Source organism: Arthrobacter ulcerisalmonis (genome assembly GCF_900609065.1).
Taxonomy (GTDB): domain Bacteria; phylum Actinomycetota; class Actinomycetes; order Actinomycetales; family Micrococcaceae; genus Arthrobacter; species Arthrobacter ulcerisalmonis.
On sequence record NZ_UXAU01000014.1, the window covers coordinates 16661 to 32272 of the forward strand.

At 65.2% G+C, this 15612-nt stretch carries 16 protein-coding genes and 2 pseudogenes; 8 read left to right on the forward strand and 10 right to left on the reverse strand.

Translation table 11 applies throughout. The features are described from left to right. Positions 1–22: 22 nt before the first annotated feature. The 6 genes from PSET11_RS04180 to PSET11_RS04205 all read right to left on the reverse strand — a co-directional run bounded on the left by PSET11_RS04180 (position 23) and on the right by PSET11_RS04205 (position 7343). Positions 23–928, reverse strand: a complete 906-nt coding sequence (locus PSET11_RS04180; protein WP_124090859.1) for an ATP-binding cassette domain-containing protein — start codon at positions 926–928, stop codon at positions 23–25. Next, entirely contained in the window at positions 925–2772 is a 1848-nt protein-coding gene (locus PSET11_RS04185) for a dipeptide/oligopeptide/nickel ABC transporter permease/ATP-binding protein (RefSeq protein WP_124090860.1), read from the reverse strand. Before PSET11_RS04185 ends, PSET11_RS04180 begins: the two co-directional genes overlap by 4 nt. Further along, positions 2769–3710 (reverse strand): ABC transporter permease, encoded by a 942-nt coding sequence (locus PSET11_RS04190; RefSeq protein ID WP_124090861.1) that lies wholly within the window; start codon positions 3708–3710, stop codon positions 2769–2771. The genes PSET11_RS04185 and PSET11_RS04190 overlap by 4 nt, the downstream gene beginning before the upstream one ends. Positions 3711–3806: 96 nt before the next feature. Then, positions 3807–5333, reverse strand: coding sequence for an ABC transporter substrate-binding protein (locus PSET11_RS04195; RefSeq protein WP_124090862.1), 1527 nt, complete (start codon positions 5331–5333; stop codon positions 3807–3809). A gap of 157 nt (positions 5334–5490) precedes the next feature. Then, the gene (locus PSET11_RS04200) at positions 5491–6501 is read right to left on the reverse strand and encodes a Gfo/Idh/MocA family protein (protein ID WP_124090863.1); all 1011 of its coding nucleotides are present in this window, start codon (positions 6499–6501) and stop codon (positions 5491–5493) included. After that, the gene (locus tag PSET11_RS04205) at positions 6498–7343 is read right to left on the reverse strand and encodes a sugar phosphate isomerase/epimerase family protein (RefSeq protein ID WP_124090864.1); all 846 of its coding nucleotides are present in this window, start codon (positions 7341–7343) and stop codon (positions 6498–6500) included. Before PSET11_RS04205 ends, PSET11_RS04200 begins: the two co-directional genes overlap by 4 nt. 214 nt (positions 7344–7557) lie before the next feature. Between PSET11_RS04205 and PSET11_RS04210 the strand changes: the two genes are divergently transcribed. The 4 genes and pseudogenes from PSET11_RS04210 (at position 7558) to PSET11_RS04220 (ending at position 10478) form a co-directional block, all read left to right on the forward strand. Then, entirely contained in the window at positions 7558–8625 is a 1068-nt protein-coding gene (locus tag PSET11_RS04210; RefSeq protein WP_124090865.1) for a LacI family DNA-binding transcriptional regulator, read from the forward strand. Positions 8626–8789: 164 nt separating this feature from the next. After that, positions 8790–8987, forward strand: a pseudogene (locus PSET11_RS17150) (Gfo/Idh/MocA family oxidoreductase); the annotation flags it as partial. A 30-nt stretch (positions 8988–9017) separates the two neighbouring features. Then, positions 9018–9680 carry a Gfo/Idh/MocA family protein gene (locus tag PSET11_RS04215; RefSeq protein WP_377946934.1) on the forward strand — a complete coding sequence of 221 codons (663 nt, stop codon included), beginning with the start codon at positions 9018–9020 and terminating at the stop codon, positions 9678–9680. 21 nt (positions 9681–9701) lie between these two features. Further along, positions 9702–10478, forward strand: coding sequence for a VOC family protein (locus PSET11_RS04220; RefSeq protein WP_124090867.1), 777 nt, complete (start codon positions 9702–9704; stop codon positions 10476–10478). 42 nt (positions 10479–10520) lie between these two features. Here PSET11_RS04220 and PSET11_RS04225 read toward each other — a convergent pair. The 4 genes and pseudogenes from PSET11_RS04225 to PSET11_RS04240 all read right to left on the reverse strand — a co-directional run. Continuing rightward, positions 10521–10727, reverse strand: a pseudogene (locus PSET11_RS04225) (3-hydroxybenzoate 6-hydroxylase); the annotation flags it as partial. An 86-nt stretch (positions 10728–10813) separates the two neighbouring features. Next, positions 10814–11035: a hypothetical protein gene (locus PSET11_RS04230; protein ID WP_124090868.1), complete on the reverse strand. Its 222-nt coding sequence runs from the start codon at positions 11033–11035 to the stop codon at positions 10814–10816. A 168-nt stretch (positions 11036–11203) separates the two neighbouring features. Then, the gene (locus tag PSET11_RS04235; protein WP_124090869.1) at positions 11204–11509 is read right to left on the reverse strand and encodes a putative quinol monooxygenase; all 306 of its coding nucleotides are present in this window, start codon (positions 11507–11509) and stop codon (positions 11204–11206) included. Positions 11510–11561: 52 nt separating this feature from the next. Continuing rightward, a complete protein-coding gene (locus PSET11_RS04240) occupies positions 11562–12128 on the reverse strand; it encodes a DUF6226 family protein (RefSeq protein ID WP_124090870.1) in 567 nt (188 codons plus the stop codon). A 100-nt stretch (positions 12129–12228) separates the two neighbouring features. Between PSET11_RS04240 and PSET11_RS04245 the strand changes: the two genes are divergently transcribed. From PSET11_RS04245 to PSET11_RS04260, 4 genes are all read left to right on the forward strand, one after another. Then, entirely contained in the window at positions 12229–13293 is a 1065-nt protein-coding gene (locus tag PSET11_RS04245) for an NAD(P)H-dependent flavin oxidoreductase (RefSeq protein ID WP_124090871.1), read from the forward strand. 95 nt (positions 13294–13388) lie between these two features. After that, positions 13389–14018: a hypothetical protein gene (locus PSET11_RS04250; protein ID WP_124090872.1), complete on the forward strand. Its 630-nt coding sequence runs from the start codon at positions 13389–13391 to the stop codon at positions 14016–14018. Between the two features lie 83 nt (positions 14019–14101). Further along, positions 14102–14839, forward strand: coding sequence for a YcnI family copper-binding membrane protein (locus tag PSET11_RS04255; RefSeq protein WP_124090873.1), 738 nt, complete (start codon positions 14102–14104; stop codon positions 14837–14839). Positions 14840–14941: 102 nt separating this feature from the next. Next, positions 14942–15595, forward strand: coding sequence for a DUF4232 domain-containing protein (locus PSET11_RS04260; protein WP_124090874.1), 654 nt, complete (start codon positions 14942–14944; stop codon positions 15593–15595). Positions 15596–15612: the final 17 nt, after the last annotated feature.

The following is a 15612-nucleotide window of genomic DNA, read 5'->3' on the forward strand; positions in this document are numbered from 1 at the left end:
TGAAGCGTCAGGTCGCAGTTCCTCAGGCGAGGACTGCGCCCTGCTCATGCTGTTGGCGCTGTTGCTCGAGGAGCCGGTGCCTGTCGGCGCGGCGTTTTTCCTGCCGGTCCGGGTCCGGAACCGGCGAGGCCAACAGCAGCCGCTGAGTGTAGGGGTGTTCCGGGGTGCGGGTGACAGTCTCTGCCGGTCCCTGCTCCACGATTTCGCCGTGGTACATCACTGCGACGCGGTGGCTGATGTGGCGGACCACGTCCAGGTCGTGGGAGACGAAGAGGTAGGAAACCCCGGTATCGCGCTGGATCTGCAGGAACAGGTCCAGGACGCGGGCCTGGGTGGAGAGGTCCAGGGCACTGACCGGTTCGTCGCAGACGATCAGTTTAGGCGAGAGGGCCAGGGCACGGGCGATTGCCACGCGTTGGCGTTGCCCGCCGCTGAACTCCCGGGGCAGGCGGTGGATGGCGTCGGAGGGCAACCCCACCTGGTCCAGCAGTTCGCGGACCCGCTTGGTGGCGGCACCGGACTCCATTCCCTGCACACCGAGGGGCTCGGCGAGGATATCGCCGATTTCCAGGGCAGGATTGAGGGAAGTGTACGGGTCCTGGAAGACCACCTGAAGGTCGCGGCTGAGCTCACGACGGTCCTTGCGGTTGGCGTGGCTGATGTCTTGGCCGTTGAACGTGATCTTGCCGCCGGTCACCGGGGCGAGGCCCAAGACCGCTCGGCCCAGCGTGGTCTTGCCCGAGCCGGACTCCCCCACCAGGCCAAGGGTTTCGCCTTGGCCAATGCTGATGTTGATGTCGGTCAGTGCACGGAACGGCTTGGCCCGGAAACCCTTGCCGGGGTACTCCACGATCAGGTCTTTGACCTGGAGCAGCTCCTTGTGGGCAACGCCGGCTGCGGCTCCCGATTCGGTGGTAGCGGCGGTCATGATTCCGCACCTTTCTGGCTGGTGACGAGCATGCTCATGGGTTCCTTGCCTTCGAGCATGGAGCCCAGCAGGATCTGGGTGTATTTCTCCTGCGGGTCACGGAGGATGTTGCGGACCGGGCCCTCTTCCACGAGGCGGCCGTTCTGCATCACCACAACGCGATCACACAGGTCGGCGACAACACCGAAGTTATGCGTCACCAGGATGACGCCAACGCCGAGGCGGCGCTGCAGGTCGCGGATCAGGTCCAACACGTCGGCCTGGACGGTGACGTCCAGTGCAGTGGTGGGCTCGTCCGCGATGATAAGGTCCGGCTCACAGCTGATGGCGCCAGCGATCAGAACACGCTGGGCCATGCCGCCGGACACCTCGTGCGGGTAGGCCTTGAAGGTCCTGTCCGGGTTGACGATGCCAACATCCGAGAGGAGCTTCATGGCTCGCTGGGTGGCCTCGGCCTTGGTGATGCCCAGGACGCGGACCATGGGGGTGACCAGCTGGTAGCCGATGGTGAAGGCGGGGTCCAGGTTGGACATGGGTTCCTGCGGAATGTAAGAGATCCGCTTGCCGCGTAGCTTGGAGAGCCGGTCCTGGCCTACCCGGTCTTCGCCGGGAGCCACGGTGTATTCACCGTCGAACTGGATGGCACCGCCAACAATGCGTGCGGTGTCCGGCAGCAGGCCCAGGATGGAGAAGGCGGTCTGGGACTTGCCGGAACCGGACTCACCAACGATGCCGAGGATCTCGCCACGGTCCACGTGGAAGGAGACGTCGTCGACGACCTTTTTGACGGAGCCGTCTGCCTGCGGGTAGCCGACGCCGAGGTTGGTCACTTTGACCAGGTGGTGCTCTGTCCCGGATTCGACGGCGGCGCGGGTCTTGCGTGCCGAGCGCTTGGCAGCGCCTGCGGCTGAGCCCTCAGCGGCCCTCACCTTGGCCTTCTTGCGGTGCTTGATCTTTTCGCCGTCCTCAAGGGCATCGCGGATGGCGTTCCCCAGGAGAACCAACGCGCCGATGGTCAGCGCCATGAAGAAGGCTGGCCAGAACAGCAGGCTGGGCGTCAGGTAGACGTTTTTGAAGCCTTCGCTGAGCATGACGCCCCACGTTGCCTTGGCGGGATCGCCCAGGCCCAAGAATTCAAGCCCGGACTGGATGGCGATGGCCACGCCGGCAATTGCAGCTGTCTGGATGATGATCGGCGCTCGCACCACGGAGAAGATGTGCCGGGTGATGATCCGCATGTCGGAGAGGCCAGAGACTCGAGCCGCATCGACGTAGAGCTCGTTGCGGACCGACTGGACCGCCGAGCGCGTCAGCCGGAAGTAGGACGGGCTGATCAAGACGCCGAAAGCGATCATGGCGATCCAGACCGACGGTCCAAACGCTGCGCGGATGGTCAGCAGGACGATCAAGCCCGGGAGGCTCATCAGGATGCTGACAACCCAGTTGGAGACCGCCTCGAACTTACCGGCGTAGTAGCCGGCGATGAGGCCGGCCGGGAGGCCGATGGCGATGGCAACAGCGGCGCAGAGCAGCGCGGAGGTGAGCGTGAGCTGCGCGCCGAAGAGCAGGCGGCTCCACACGTCGCGGCCTGAGCTGTCGGTGCCGAGAATGTTGATAGCGTCCGGACCGGCGAGGGTCTTGGAGATGTTCGCGAAGTTCTCTTCGAACGGTGCGATGAGTGGCGCAAAGGCAGCCAACACGGCCATGACCAGCAGGATCACCATAGCGGCAATTCCGAGCGGGTTCTTGAACAGGCGCCGCAGCACGGTGGACCGGACTACAGTGCCGGACTGTCCTGTCCCCGGCACGGGGACCAGGGCTGAGGTTTCAACGGACTCGGTCACGAGGCACGCACCTTCGGGTTAAGCCAGCCGTTGAGCAGGTCAACGACAAGGTTGACGACGATAACAACGACGACGGTGTACATGACGACGCCCATGACGACGGGCTGGTCGCTCTGGGCCGTGGCGGTAACGGCCAGCGGGCCCATGCCGGGGAGCGCGAAGATTGATTCGATGATGACCACGCCACCAAGCATGCCGATTAGCTGCAAGCTGAGGACGGTGAGGCCAGCAGGGGCTGCGCTGCGCAGGACGTGCTTGAAGAGGACTTCGCGTTCGGTGATGCCGCGGCTGCGCAGTGTCCTGACGTAGTCGCGTTCGAGCTGTTTGATCACGGCGCTGCGAATCTGCTGTGCACCGCCGGTGACGCCGTTGATCAGCAGTGCGATCACGGGCAGCGTCAGGGAGAGGACCCAGGCGTCAACGCCGACGCCGGGGGCAATAGTGCTGGTAGCAGGGAACAGTCCCAGCTGGATAGCCAAGAAGAAAACGAGGATGATGCCGATCACGAAGCCGGGGATCGAGTCGCCAATAATGGCGCCGATCTGGACCACGCGGTCCACCCAGCCGCGCTTGACGGCGGCGGCCACACCGATCAGGGTGGCGATGATGGCGATCAGGATCATGGCGGCAAACACCATGGTCATGGTCACGGGGATGCGGGTGGCGAGTGCATTGCCTACTGGTTCTGAGGGGAACCAGGAGGTGCCAAGGTCACCGCGGACAGCGCTGCCGAGCCAGTCAAAGTACCTGACAAAGAACGGCTGGTCCAACCCGAGTTCGGTGTTCTTGAGTGCCACCTGTTCGGGAGTGGCAGTATCGCCCAGGATGTTCCGCGCGATGCTGCCGCTGGAGACGTACAACAGGGAGTAGACGAGGAGCGACACAGCGAGCAGGACGACAAGTCCGCTGCCAAGCCGTTTGAGGATGAAGGTGATCATTGCTGGCTCCGATGGAGGGGCTGTGGGAAGGGGCCGTCCACTACCGGGAACCGGCTGGAAGGCCGGTTCCCGGTGCGGAGGCTGATTCGCTCGGTGTTACTTGGCCGGAGCGTAGTTGTAGATGGACGGCACGGCCTGCTGGATCTGAGCTTCCACGGTGACCTTGGAGTTGGTGTAATACATCTGGTTCACGCGGTACAGCGGGGCGAACCAGGCCTGCTCAACAACGTACTTGTTGACTTCCTGGGCCAGTTTGGCTGCGTCCGTTCCACCGCTCTGGACTGCATCGATCTTGGCCTGCAGCTCGGGAGTGGTGTTTTTGAAGGGGTTGTACAGCGCCTTGGTGGAGATGATCTGGTTGGTGGCAACCCACGGCTCGCCCTGGAAGAGGGAGAAGAAAATGCTGGTGTACTTCTGGGCAGCGATGTCACTGGTGTACGTGGCCTGGGCAATTGCAGATCCGACGTTCAGGGTGATACCGATGTCGCTGAGCTGCTGCTTGACCACAGCGAGCTGGGTCTCGAAGTTCGGAATTGCAGGTACATCGATGGTGACGCCCGATTCGTATCCGGCTTCCTTGAGGAGCTGCTTGGCCTTGGCGGGATCGTAGGAGTAGTAGTTCTCCATGTCATCGGTGGCTGCGCCACTGGCCGGGCCGAACGGCTGGCTGGTAGGCGTGCCCTGGCCCAAGAGGACCTGGTCGACAATGGTCTTGCGGTCGAAGGCGTAGTTGATGGCCTGGCGGACCTTGACGTTGGCCAGGGCCGGGTTCTTGGTGCCATCGCGGTCCAGGAGCAGCAGCCCCTGCCAGTCAACCTGGCTGGCAACGAGCGTCATCTTGGCGCCGTCCGCCTGCTTGCCGTTCTTAGGGTCCAGGATGGTGGCGTCAACCTGGCCGGAGACCAGTGCGTTGGTGCGGGCGGTGACGTCCGTGAGGAACTTGAAGGTGATCTTTTCGAACTTCTGCAGGTCCTTGTTCCAGTAGTCCTTGCGGGCGTTGAAAACGGCCTGCGAATCCTTGACGGTGGCTGCTTTGTCCATCACGTACGGGCCGCTGCCTACGGGCTCGGTCTTGATACCTTCGGTGCCCAGTGCCTTGGGGCTGCCCATCAGGCCGGCGGCCTGGCTGAGGTAGTACTCCAAGGACGGGTCCGCCTGGGAAAGGTTCAGCTCGATGGTGTCGGCGTCGACCACTGCAACGTCGGATACGGCGGTCAGCTGGGCCATCTGCGGGCCGTTGGCCTTCTTGAAGTTGTCCAGGTTTGCCTTGGCGGCCTCGGCATCGAACTTGGCGCCATCGCTGAAGGTGACGTCCGTGCGGAGATCCACCGTGAGCTTGGTGTTGGTGTCGTTGTACTTCCAGTCAGTGGCCAGCATGGGGCTGAGCTTGCCGTCCGGTTCGCGCAGAATGAGCGAATCGTAGGCCGCCTGGTAGGGCTGCAGGACGTGGCCAACGTGCGCCTGGGACGGATCCCAGGAACGAAGATCGCCGATGGCCCCAATGGTCAAGGTGGTGGTTTTGGCTGCAGCCGTGCCGGTTGAGGCACCGCCGCCGCATGCGGTCAGCGCCATGGCTGAGGTGAGGACAATGGCGGCAGCTGCCGCCTTGGGACCGAACTTCATTGTTGGCTCCTTGGGAGTCGGGAGGACTGCTGGTGCGAGGTGTGGCGTGGACCACATCTGTCCTTCTGAGAATCAGATTACGCATGATTGCCGTCTTTGGCAACCGGTTGTCGAAATTGTTGCAAGACTTTTTTGGATTGCCCCAATTCCGGCAGCGTTAGGACACTTCGGTAACCCGATCCGGGTAGCTCTGGGCGTAGACATCCTTGACAATGCGCAAAGACTTTTCCGCTTCGGCGGGGTTGATCCAGAAGGGCTCGGGGTCTGCCAGCTTCGCGTAGAAGTCGGCAATGAGCAGTTCATGCGAGACGCCCCAGTAGGCGCGACCACCCGAGCCTGCCTGCCGCTCGGAAATGACGTCCACCCGACCATCGGCATAAGTAACAGTCAGGTCGCCACGCAGGCTGAGGGTGGCTTTTTCGGTGACGATGTCCAACGTCACCGGGGCATTGGTGGCGTTTGCCAGCGTTGCGTAAAACGCGCTGCGCGCTCCGTTGGCGTGCTCTGCCACGAACTCGGTGGTGTCTTCAACGTCGATGGTGTCGCCCAGGAACCGGGTCGATGAATGGCCGCTGACGCTGGCCACCTCGCCCACCAACCACTGCAGCAGGTCAACGGTGTGGATGGCCTGGTTCATCATCAGGCCGCCGCCGCCGCCGGCCCACGTTCCGCGCCACGGCCGGTTGATGTAGTACTCAGGCGTGCGCTGCCACATGACGGTGGCGGCGGCGCCGGTGACGGCACCGAGTTCACCGGAGGACAGCAGCGCATGCATGGCCTGGGCTGTGGCGTTGTATCGATTCTGGAAGCAGACGCCGATCTTGGCCTTCGACGTCGCGGCCAATTCCGCCAGCCGCCGGCCCTCTTCCAGGGTGTGAGCCAACGGCTTTTCGACAATGACATGGACGCCAGCGTTCAGGCAGTCCGAGGCCAGCGACGCGTGTGTGTTGTGCGGGGTGGTGATGTGGACGACGTCGGGCGCGGCCTCGGCCAAAAGGCTGAGGTGGTCCGCGTACCCCGGGACGCCGTGGGCCGCCATGGCGGCAGCGAGCCGCTCCGGATCGGGATCGCACACGGCTACCAGCGTGGCGTCCGGCATGGTGGCAAGTGCCTCGAAGTGGACTGCGGAGACGTCACCGCAGCCGATGATGGCGGCCCGGGTGCTCATACGAGCTCTACACCGTTCTTGGCAGCCAACGCGGCAAACGCACGGGCGGCGGCACCGAAGGCAACCGGACCGGAGAAGCCGCCCAGTTCGTGGGCGCTGGCCAGGTGCGGCTCCAGGGAGGCGAAACCCGAGTAGCCGTCCGCCTTGAGGGCGGCGATCGTGGCGTCCAGTTCGCCGTCGCCCTTCCCTGCGGGGACCACTTCACCGGTTGCGGCGATGGCGTCCTTGACCTGGAAGTATTCCAGGTAGGGGCGCAGCTTGTCGTAGCCGTCGGTGAAGGGCTTGGCGCCCACCTGGACAAAGTTGGCGTTGTCCCATGCCATGCGGAGCGCCGGCGAGTTGACGGTCTGCAGCAGGTCCAGGACGTGCTCGGGGGTGTCGCCGTAGATGCCCTTTTCGTTTTCGTGCAGGAGAACGACGCCGGCTGCTTCCGCTTCTGCGGCCAGCGCGGCCATGCGCTCCATGACGTCCTCGCGGATGTCTTCGGCGCTTTGGGTTTCCGCGCGGAAGTAGGAGAAGATCCGGATGTAGGGCGTTTCCAGGGTCTTGGCAACAGAGATGATCTGCTTGAGGCGGTCTACTTCGTGGGCCACGGGCAGGCTGATGTCTACCTTGCCGATGGGACTGGCTACGGCGGAGACCTTCAGGCCGGCGCCGTCGAGGATGACCTTGAGTTCCTTGACCTGCTCGGTGCTCAGTTCGGAGACGTTGACGCCCCAGGCGCTGCGGACTTCGATGTGGCTGGCGCCGAGGGCCAGGAGCACGGCGGCCTGGACGTTGGGGTCCGGGTCAACTTCGTCGCCGAATCCGGACAAGGGCCAGGTTGCTGTGGTTTCTGTCATGGTGTCCTCCAAGGTTGCGCCGGTGAAACTCGGGAGAGGCAATACCGGCAGTCGGGATCGCGTGTTGATCGTAGAGCTATTACCAGTACCTTAGGCCCACTGCAACACGCTTGACAACCGGTTGCCAATTGAAGCAATCTATGGCACCCTGAACCTATCCCCAGTGGCGGGAGTCACAACGGTGTCCCAGTCATTACGTTCAGAGAGGAACGCCATGGCAGTTCAACCCCTTTCAGCCCGGGCCACCACCATTCACGACATCGCAGCCGTGTGCGGCGTGGCCCCCTCAACGGTTTCCCGCGCGTTGTCCACACCTGAACGCGTCAACTTCCGCACCCGCGAGCGCATTCAACGTGCCGCGGAGGAGCTGAACTACATTCCCAACAGCCAGGCGAAGGCGCTGAGCTCAGGGAAGACCGGCGCCGTTGCCGTGCTGGTGCCAGATATTACCAACCCCTTCTACTTCGACCTGATCCGCGGCACCCAGCTTCAACTGAAGGCCGCGGGCTACACCCAACTCTTGGTCGATACCGAAGAATCTGACGACGTTGAAGCCAGCGCCATCCAGGAGCTTCGGAAAAGCGCCGACGGTGTGATTGTGGCCGCCTCCCGGCTTTCCGACGAAGCTCTGATAGCGGCGTCAACTGCAATGCCGCTGGTGGCGGTCAACCGCGATGTGGCGGGCGTGCCCGCCGTCATCATTGACACGCCGTCCGCAACGAGCCAGGCGCTGGATCATCTCATCTCCCTGGGCCACCGGCACATTTCCTATTTGGCTGGACCAGCCACGTCCCAGCCCAGCGCCCTGCGCTGGGCTGCACTCTCCGCTGCCGCCGAGGAGCGCGGGGTGACCGTGCAGAAGCTCGGCCCCTACGCCCCCAAGACCCAGTCTGGTGCGGCCGCTGCGGATGCCGCGGTCCACAGCGGCGCGAGTGCGTGCATCGTCTTTAACGACCTCATTGCGATCGGCATGCTGCAGCGGTTGCGGGAACGCGGCGTCCGGGTTCCTGAGGACCTCAGCATTGTGGGCTGCGACGATATTTTCGGCGCGGACTTCTGCAATCCACCGCTGACCACCATGTCCTCCCCTATCGAACAGGCTGGGCGGGTGGCCGTGACCATGCTCTTGGCCCGGCTCGGTCCGCCTACCGCAGCGGGCAGCCGGACTCGGTCCGTGATGCCCACGCACTTGACGGTGCGGAGCTCCACGGGCGTGGCCCGGGACGCTGGAAACGTGACGTTGGGCCTCACAACGGGAAGCCTCCCCATTGCCCCGGAGTGAAGGGCCAGTGACTACATCCGCCGCAGCCCGCACCGGGCGCGCAGTATGAGGGCACCCATCGGTGTGGCAATCATCGGCACCGGCGCCATCGCGGAAACCCACGCTGCCGCCGTCGAGCAAACGGACGGCCTGGAGCTCGTTGCCATCGGTCGCGCAGCGAGGCCAGCGCGCAAAACTTCATCGGCAGGCACCGCAACGCCTGGAACGCTCCAGACGTCAAGGCTCGGACCGTCGAGGACGTGTTGCAGGACGAACGGGTCCAGCTCGTCTCCGTGGTGACACCCACCGGGACGCACATTGACATCGGCACCCGCGTGCTTGATTCCGGCAGGCACCTGCTGCTGGAAAAGCCACTGGACGTTGACCTGGCCCGCGCCCTGGGCGTCGCCTCGGTGGGCTGGTGGCGAAGCCAGGCCTACTACGACAGCGCACCGTGGCGCGGGACGTGGGCCCAGGACGGCGGTGGGGCGCTGATGAACCAGGGCATTCACACCCTGGACCTGCTCCTCTGGTTCCTGGGCGAGCCAGTGCGCGTCACGGCCAGCAGCCGCCGCATCGCGCACCAGCGGATCGAGGTCGAGGACACCCTCGCCGCCGTCGTCGAATTTTCCTCCGGTGCCCTGGCGACGGTGCACGCAACCACTGCCGCCTACCCCGGCCTGGCCGCGCGCCTGCAGATCATGGGCACCACCGGCAGCGCCATCATTGAGCACGAGGGCCTGAGCTACCTGCACCTGGCCAACAACACCCACGTGGGTGACATGGGCCTGCACGGTGCCGGCAACCAGGTGATTGCCCCCAACCACGCCTGCCATCGCGATGCGACAACCAACGCGTCCGGGCATGCTCGGCAGTTCGCCGACCTGGAAGACGCCGTTCGGTCCGGAGGGAGCCCGTTGGCCACCATCGCCGACGCCGTGAAGACGCTGGCCACCATCCACGCCATCTATCGCGCGGCGAGCACCGGAGTCGCGGTCGAACTGGCCGAGGTCATCGCCTCCCCCACTTTCAGTCCGTACCGGGTTGGGGCGGCGGAGCACCACGTTCAACGCTGAACCATCGAGAGGGAGCACGCCATGATCCACGAACTGAACCACTTCGGAATCGTCGTTTCGGACCTTGAAAAGTCAGTGGACTTCTACACCACGCAGCTTGGCGCCCGGACGGTGTGGGCAACAAAAGTGGAGGCTGCGGGGATGGAGATCGCCTATCTCCAGCTTGCCCAGGGCCTGGTCGAGCTGCTGTCCCTCGCGGACGGCACGTTGCCCGTCGGCACCAATCACCTCGGCTTCTACAGCGATGACCTGGACGCCGATTTCGCGCGGATCGTGGCCAGCGGCGCCGAGGCACTGGTGGCACCGCGGCTCGCAGGGTCCGGCGCAGGCCGGCAGGCAATCGTGCTGGATCCGGATGGAGTCTCCATCGAACTCCTGCAGCGCGACCTCCCGCTGCGTTCGGGCACGGTGCCGCACCCGCACATCCAGGCGATCGACCACTTTGCCCTGCAATCCTCGAACCACGACCGCACGTTCAGCTTCTACACCGGTGAGCTGGGGATGTCTGTGGCCAGGCAGATCCCCATCCCGGCGCTGGACACCACGCTCACCTACCTGCACCACGGCGCGGACGTGGTGGAGATCCTCCCCGAAGTCCACGGCGGGCCGCGCCTGCATCACATCGCCCTGGTAGTGGACGACGTCGATGCAGCACTCGCGCATCTGGCGTCGGCGGGTGGTACTCCGGACGGCCCGGGGAAGCCCGCCGCCGGCGGCGTCGGTTCCGTGGGGCAGGTGCGGGACCCGGACGGGATCGTCATCGAGTTTGTTGATCGCCCCCGGATTCTGGCGAACTGACCAAGGGTGGGCCAGACCGGCCCACGCCCTTTCCAGCTGCGGCTATGCCGTCACCAGATTGCTATCGCTGGCTGTGGTGGCCGCGGGGACACCAGGCTCGTCGCGGCCGTACAGCCAGTCGTTGTACTGGAAGTTGTTCTCGCCGCGGCTCTTGAACAGCATGTTGCGCAGAACGCGCGCCACCCCCTCCACGTGCCACGATTCGCCCCAGATCCTGGCGGTGCGCTGCACCCTGGCAGTGCGGGCTGCACAGACGAAAGGCCCGGCCGGCATACTGCCAACCGGGCCTTTCCAGGTTTGGTGGGCGCTTCCGCGCCGTCCCCCCAGGTGTGTTCTCAGCCGACCTTGCCGGCCAGCGCTACCAGAACGCCCGCCGTCGCAAAGTACTTGTTGCTGCCCAGATCGCGGATCGTTTTGATGCCGAGTCCGGCCAAGAGTTCGTCGTGCTTCTCTGTGAGGCCGGCGAGGGCTGACGGCGGAGCGGCAAGAACCTCGTCCAGGGTGGAGTTCTCGTACGCCTTATCCAGCGCCTTGCCCAGTTCAATGGAAACAGCCATCTTCATAACCTTTCATCGATGCGGAACAACATGCGCACCCGCAGTGACCCGTCGATGGGCCGAGCGCGCAGACGGCGAAACACGAGCCTCGGCGTCCTGATCGCAACGCTATCCCAGCGGGCTGGGAAGTGCATGGAAACGACGACGCCGCGCCACAAGTTTGTCGCGTCAGGAACCTTCAGTGATTTCGAAAGTCTGGATGGTGCGGCGTTCGAGCCGCGGAATGATCTGTGTGGCGCCAATCCGGGTGATGTGCTCATACTCGCGGTGGGCGGCGAAGCCAGCGGCGTCCCGGTACCGTTCCAGGATCACGATCTGCGCGGGGTCCTCTACGCCCTGGAAGAAGTCGTAGGAGACGCAGGCTTCTTCGCCGCGGGTGGCCACCGCCATTTTGGTCAGCAACCCCAGAACGGTCTGGAGTTCTTCCGGCTTCACCTGGTACTGGACAACTACCTGGAAGTACGTTTCCGACATGTCAGCGTTCCTTGCCTTGCGTGCTGCGGCCGCGCTGCTGCGAACGGCCAACTCATCCTATTAGTCCCACCGGGTCCCGGCCGGGCCACGGAGCCCAACCTCCGCGAAGATGACGAAGCCGAAGCGCGGCCGCTGCGAGTCGATCCGGGTCCGCGTGCGGAGGCTCGACAGCGCCTGAGGTGTGACCTGCGCCGTCTGGGTCGACCAGCGCCAGCTCGTAGCGTCGTTCCTGACCCACCGGATAGCGCTCGCTGAACCCGCCACGTGTCACAGCGGCCACCAGGCGCTCCAATGCAGTCGTCAAATAGTCCACAGGTTCCTCGCAGCCATCACAGCCGCACACGGGAAAAGCCGCTTCGTACAGCGCACCGGCGTGCACCATGACTCCGGGAAAGCCGGTGAACACGAAGGTGAGGGGCGCCGCCGTCGAACTTTGGGGGCTGACCCGCACGGCCCGGATCACCTGCTGGGGAGTCATCGACAAGTCCGCCGCCACTTGAAGGTCATCCTCAATCTCGACGTCGAAGGTGGCGCGGAGGTGTCCGATCAACTGGTCGGCCACCACGTGCAAGGGAGCGTAACGCGCGGCGCCTGTGGCGTGGGCGTAGGGATCGTCCATGCTCAACACCTCCTGGGATTGGCCCGAGTCTAGCTTTCCCAAACCAAGAAGCGCTTGGCAGACTGGTCCCACGCCATATGTTCCAACGAAGGGCACTGCCATGACTGCACACCGCACCAGCTCCGCCGCACTCCTGGACCTCCTGGGCATCAGCGCCCCGGTGGTGCTGGGGCCGTTCGGTGGGGTGTCTTCTGTGCAGCTTGCGGCAGCCGTGAGCGACGGCGGCGGACTGGGTTCGTTCGGTCTCTACGGCTATGCGCCGGAGGCCATCACCCGCACGGCAGCCGAGCTCCGCGCCGCCACCGGTCAGCCCTTCGCCCTCAACCTGTGGGTGCCCACGGGCACTGAGGTAAGCCACCTCCCCACCGCCGAGTACGAGGCCTACGCCCAACGCACCAAGCCCTTCTTCGACGCTCTCGGCCTGCCCTTACCGGAAATGCCCAACCACTACCTCCCCGACTTCAACGAACAGGTGGACGCCACGCTGGCGGCAAGTCCCGCCGTCGTGAGTTTCGTGTTCGGCGTCCCCGGCCCGGAGGTGGTGGATGCTGCCCACCGGCGGGGTATCAAAGTCATCGGAACCGCAACCACCGTGGCGGAGGCGGTGGCGCTTGAGTCCGGCGGCGTGGACGCGGTGGTGGCCAGCGGGATGGAGTCCGGCGGGCACCGGGTGTCCTTCCTCGCCCCGGCAGAGGAATCGCTGGTGGGCACGTTCGCGCTGGTCCCGCAGGTGGCAGATGCCATCGGCATCCCGGTCATCGCTGCGGGTGGGATCGCGGACCGTCGCGGTGTCGCGGCCGCACTGGCCTTGGGCGCTGCCGGAGTCCAAGTGGGTACCGCCTTCCTGGCCACGCAGGAATCCGCCGCAGCGCCCGCCTACCGTGATGTCCTCCGCAGCCCGGCCGCCGCGCAGACCGTCCTCACTCGGGCCATGAGCGGCCGGTTGGCGCGCGGCATCCCCAACCGGGTGACGGCCGAGCTCGCCGACCCGAGCCTCAACGCCCCGTTCCCCATCCAAAACTGGCTCACCGGACACTTCCGGGCCAGGGCGACGGCCGCGGGGCGGACTGACCTCATGTCCCTGTGGGCCGGGCAAAGCGCCCCCTTGCTCCGCCACGACACGGCCCACGACGTACTGACGGAGCTCATCGCAGGGCTGAGCTGACCGCAACGTTACGCACATACGCCCATCCGGCGCTTTCCGGGTAACGAATCGTCTGTAGAATTTGGACGGCCAACGCCAGCAGGAAAGGAGACACAGTGCCAGCACCTGGTTCGCGCGTCCCCTTCCACCTGCTCCGCACCGGCGTGCTGTCCACCGGTGTCCTGACGCTTGCCGCCGGCGCTCACCTAGCCGGCGGTGGTGCGCTTCCTGCGCCGGGCATCATGCTCGCCATTTTGGCACTCACGCTCCTGACCAGCGCGGCCGCCACCCGTCTCCGGCTCGGACTGCCTGCCATGGTGGCCTTGCTCGGCTCCGGGCAAGTCGTCCTGCACACGGTCTTCCACAACCTCAGCGCCCCCATGGGCCCACCGAGCACCGTGGCCAGCGGCCACGATCACCAACATGCAGCAGCGCTCCAGGCCTACTCGGACTCCATGCCACTAGGGGACCAACTTCACGCCGGCGAAACGAGCCCGCTGATGCTGGTTGCCCACATCCTTGCCACTGCGGCCTGCGCGCTACTCCTCGCCAAGGGTGAGGACGCGCTGTGGACCTTGGCAGCCTGGCTCCGCCCGCTCGCTGCCCTTCCCCGCCCGGTGGTGCTCGACGCCGTCCCCACCGTTCGGGCCTTCAGCCTCCCTGCTGGGCTGCCACGGCAGCCGTGGCGAAATCTCAGGCAACACAGCCGACGCGGCCCGCCTTCCGCCGTCGTTCTTCCGGCCTGACCGGCCACCGGAAATTCCTCTCCGGGGCCGGAGATCTTTCCACCTCCCTGCGCCCTATCCTGCGCACCCCGAAAGGCAGTCCCATGACCCGCACCCTCATTCGTCGTACCCTCGCCGCCACCGCAGCAACCGCAGCAACCGCAGCCCTCCTCCTGGCAGCCGCCGGTGGAGCTTCGGCCCACGTTGGCGTCACCCCGGACAAGACCTCCGCAAACTCCTACGCACTCCTCACCTTTGGCGTCCCGCACGGCTGCGAAGAGTCCCCCACCACCAAGGTGGCCATCACCCTGCCGCAAGAACTCAATGACGCCCAGCCCACCGTCAACCCGAACTGGACGGTGGAGAAGGTCACGGAGCAGTTGGCCGAGCCGAAGAAGCTTGCCGACGGTTCATCCATCACCAAACGGACCAGCCAGATTGTCTACACGGCCAAAACGCCCCTGGACCACGAACTGCGCGACGCACTGGTCCTGTCACTGAAGCTGCCTGATCTGGTGGGGACCACGCTCAACTTCCCCACGCTGCAGACCTGCGAGACCGGCCAGACAGACTGGTCCGAGATCCCCGCCGCGGGCCAGGATCCGCACTCGCTGAAGGCCCCTGCGCCGTCCATCACCATCACCGCAGCGGCGAGCGAAGACGGCCACGGCGCCGCGGCCACCACCGCCGACACCGAACACGCCGCCTCGGTCAGCGATTCAGGTGCCGACGGACGCAGCTGGGCGGGCCTGGTAGCTGGCGTCGCCGGCCTGGTCCTGGGTGGCTTCGCGTTCGTCCGCAGCGGCGCCAGGCGTAAGGCAGCGGGCAGCGCCGCCAAGTAGGTACGCCGGGTTGATGCCCGGACATTACGATCCGGGCATCAATCCGCTTCACCGTCAGGGCGGATTGTTGACGTGGGCAAACACTGCGACGAAGGTTGAGCCATGAGGTCTCAGCAAAAATTCAAGGGTCTATTTCTCACCACGGCATTGGGAGCGGCAGCACTGTTGCTGACTGCCTGCGGTCCCAGCGCACCGCAGACGCAGCCCACGACGACGGCGCCCGGGTCGGGTTCCGCAACGTCGGCAGCGCCCAGCGCATCGGCGTCGGCCAGTCCTTCTGCCCCCGCCAGCACAGCACCGGCCAGCTCGGCGCCCGCCACGTCAGATCCCGCGTCACCCGCCCTCTGCAAGTCCCCCGGCCTCGTCGCCGAGACGGACGCCTCTGGTGGTGGTGCGGCGGGCAGCGTCTTTATGAAACTCAACCTCACCAACACCGGCACCGCACCGTGCCTCCTCAAAGGCTTCGCCGGAGTGTCCCTCACCGCTGACGCTGCCGGCGAACCCATCGGAGCAGCAGCCACTCGGGATGACTCCAAGCCCGAGGTAGACATCTTGCTGGCACCCGGACAGACCGGCACTGCAGTCCTGCGCTATGTCCAGGCTGGCAACTTCCCCGACTGCACCCCGGTCCAGGCCGCCGGCTTCCGCGTCTACCCGCCCGAAGACACCGCCTCCCTCTTCCTGCCAGAACCCACTACTGCGTGCAGCAACACGGGCATCACCCTGCTGACCATCGGCGCATTCCAGCCCGCATAACCGAGGTTACTCAGTTC